The 2,802-nt window shown below is 59.2% G+C and carries 3 protein-coding genes; all 3 read left to right on the top strand.

Features of this window, described 5'->3' with window-relative positions; genetic code table 11:
- Positions 1–800 (top strand): diaminopimelate decarboxylase family protein (locus NW839_RS05720; protein ID WP_414380506.1); only part of this gene is annotated, 800 nt, incomplete at its 5' end.
- Between the two features lie 218 nt (positions 801–1,018).
- Complete coding sequence (cdaA, locus tag NW839_RS05725) at positions 1,019–1,942, top strand: diadenylate cyclase CdaA (RefSeq protein ID WP_011433249.1); 924 nt, start codon at positions 1,019–1,021, stop codon at positions 1,940–1,942.
- Between the two features lie 5 nt (positions 1,943–1,947).
- Entirely contained in the window at positions 1,948–2,694 is a 747-nt protein-coding gene (locus NW839_RS05730) for an isoprenyl transferase (protein WP_414350149.1), read from the top strand.
- Positions 2,695–2,802 lie beyond the last annotated feature (108 nt).

Genomic DNA, 2,802 nt, shown 5'->3' on the forward strand with positions numbered 1-2,802 from the left:
AATTCGGCATCGGCCAATGGCAACTGCCGGAGGTGTTTGACTTTTTGGCAGCCCATCCCCAACTGCAGTGCGTTGGGCTCCATGCCCACATTGGGTCACAGATTTTTGATCTACAGGGCCACCGCGACCTGGCGGGGGTGCTGGCCCAGATCTGGCGGCAAGGGCTGGGCAGAGGGTTGCCCCTACAAGAGCTGAATGTGGGTGGGGGCCTGGGGATCCGCTATGTCGAATCCGATGATCCCCCCTCCATCCCGGAGTGGGTGGAAACTGTGGCAACGGCGGTGCAACAAGCCTTTGCCCAGTCCGGGATCCCTTTGCCCAAGGTGCTCTGCGAGCCTGGACGATCTGTGATTGGGCCGGCTGCCGTGACCGCCTACACCCTGGGAGGGCAAAAGCGGATCCCTCCCAGCGATGACCTGCCCCAGGGACGCACCTACATCACCATCGACGGTGGTATGTCCGACAACCCCCGCCCGATCACCTACCAAGCCCGCTATACCGCCCTTCTGGCCAACCGACCAGAGGCAGAGGCCACGCAGCGGGTAACGGTGGCCGGCAAGCACTGCGAGTCGGGGGATGTGCTGTTGAAGGATGTGCTTCTGCCCGCCCCAATGGCAGGAGAAGTGTTGGTGGTTTTGGCGACGGGGGCCTACAACTACAGCATGGCTTCCAATTACAATCGCTTCCCTCGGCCAGCCGCGGTGCTGGTCAACGAGGGAGAGGCCCAGTTGATTGTGCGGCGAGAAACTTATGCCGACTTAATCCGTCAAGATGTCTTGCCAGAGCGGTTGCTGCGTTGAAGGGGAAGTTTGCCCATACCCATCTGGTCAGTAGAGGCACAGCCTTTCCTGGCAGCGCCGACCGCAGCCAACGCACCTCATGCGAGAAAGACTGGAAGACAGCCAGGAGGTGAGTGGTAGGCTGGTCTGGGGGCCGCAGTCCAACAGGGGTTCTGAGGTGCAGAACGGCACTAGGCAGAAGGTCCGCAATGAGGGGAGCGTGAACGGGGTTTTTCGCCATGCTGGCGGCCTTATGGGCTTGGCTACAGCAGTTTAACTTTCTCAGCCTCTTGGACTGGGCTCTGGCTGTCTTTCTGTTGGCTTTGGCTCTCTACTACACCCGCGAAAGTCGTGCTGGGGTGCTGGTGAGGGGATTTATAGTGCTGCTGGTGCTGTACCTGGCCACAGCCTCTCTCCCCTTGGTTCACCTGATCTTGGATCGCCTGCTCCTGGGCGCAGCTGTAGCCATGGGCGTGCTCTTTCAACCGGAGTTTCGGCGGCTGCTGGAGCAATTGGCAAGAGCCATCCGCATGGAGTGGCCGAGCAACGCAGGCGATGACGAGGAGGATCCTGAGGAAGATTTGGTGGAAGAACTGGTGCAAGCAGTGCGAGAACTTTCCCAAAACCGCACAGGAGCGCTGATTGTGATCGAGCCGGAGCAACCAATTGACTCGCGGGTGTTTACCGACAAAGGAGTACCTCTCCAGGCGCGGGTGTCGCGGGAGATCTTGCAGACCATTTTCCAGACTTCAACTTTGTTGCATGATGGGGCTGTGGTCATCCATCGGAATCGCATTCGCGCAGCGGGGGTCATCCTGCCGGTTTCGGAGCGGGCCGCCTCTCGGCAACTGGGCACACGGCACCGCGCTGCGATGGGGATCACAGAACAGACCAATTGCTTGTGTATTGTGGTCTCAGAAGAAACGGGATCCATTTCCCTGGCGGAGGGTGGGCGCATCGAGCGGCCTCTGACCAGTGCCAAGTTACACGAACTGCTGGTACAGCGATTGCGCAATCCCCGCGATGCCAAAAAACGAGATGCTCCGCTAAAGGGATTGTGGGCCCACCCCTGGTTTCGCAATGGGCCGCTGCGCTGGTGGGGATCCCTTGCCGATCTGACTAAACTCTTTCGCAAACCTGAGAAAACCCTCCCGAAAGACTGATCCCCATGACCCTTTCTCCTGCCCATCTTCTGCAGTTGCCTGCCGACCTAGATCCGCAGTTGTTGCCCCGCCATGTGGCGGTGGTGATGGATGGCAACGGGCGTTGGGCGCAAAAACGGGGCTTACCCCGCAGCGTTGGGCATCAGCGAGGGGTATCGGCCCTGAAGGAGCTGCTGCGCTGTTGCAATGATTGGGGGATCCCAGCCCTTACCGCCTATGCCTTCTCCACCGAGAACTGGGGCCGGGCCCGCGAGGAGGTGGATTTTCTCATGACGTTGTTCGAACAGGTGCTGTGGCAGGAATTGGGGGAAATGGTGCAGCAGGGGGTGCGCATCCAGTTTGCCGGCCAGTTGTCGGCTCTGCCCCACTCTCTGCAGGAAACCATCGTGCATGCGGTGGAATGCACCCAGCACAACAAGGGCATTTGCCTGACGGTGGCCCTCAACTACGGGGGACGACAGGAGATCCTACAAGCCTGCCGCTCCATTGCCACCTTGGTGCAGCAGGGGCTGCTGCAGCCGGATCAGATTGACGAGGCCCTCTTTTCCCAATTTCTCTACACCACCGGCTTATCGGATCCTGATCTGCTGATCCGTACCAGCGGCGAGATGCGCATCAGCAACTTCCTGCTCTGGCAGATGGCCTACACCGAGCAGTATTTCACCCCCATCCTCTGGCCGGATTTCGACCGAGCCGCTTTTCACCAAGCCTTGCTTAGCTATCAGTCGCGGCAGCGGCGGTTTGGCAGGTGAGGATGATCCCTGGTTGGATATCCGTTGCCAACCGGCAGCTAGGTCGTGTTGATCTTATGTTAGGATAGAGAGAATAATTTATAGAGGAAAGAGGATGAAGTTGGTTTT

It is taken from the genome of Synechococcus sp. R5-15 (genome assembly GCF_047462035.1).
Taxonomy (GTDB): Bacteria; Cyanobacteriota; Cyanobacteriia; order Thermostichales; family Thermostichaceae; genus Thermostichus.

Bases quoted from the DNA above. Each gene is read 5' to 3' on its own strand.
- cdaA (WP_011433249.1), top strand. From the start codon at position 1,019: ATGCTGGCGGCCTTATGGGCTTGGCTACAGCAGTTTAACTTTCTCAGC.
- NW839_RS05730 (WP_414350149.1), top strand. From the start codon at position 1,948: ATGACCCTTTCTCCTGCCCATCTTCTGCAGTTGCCTGCCGACCTAGAT.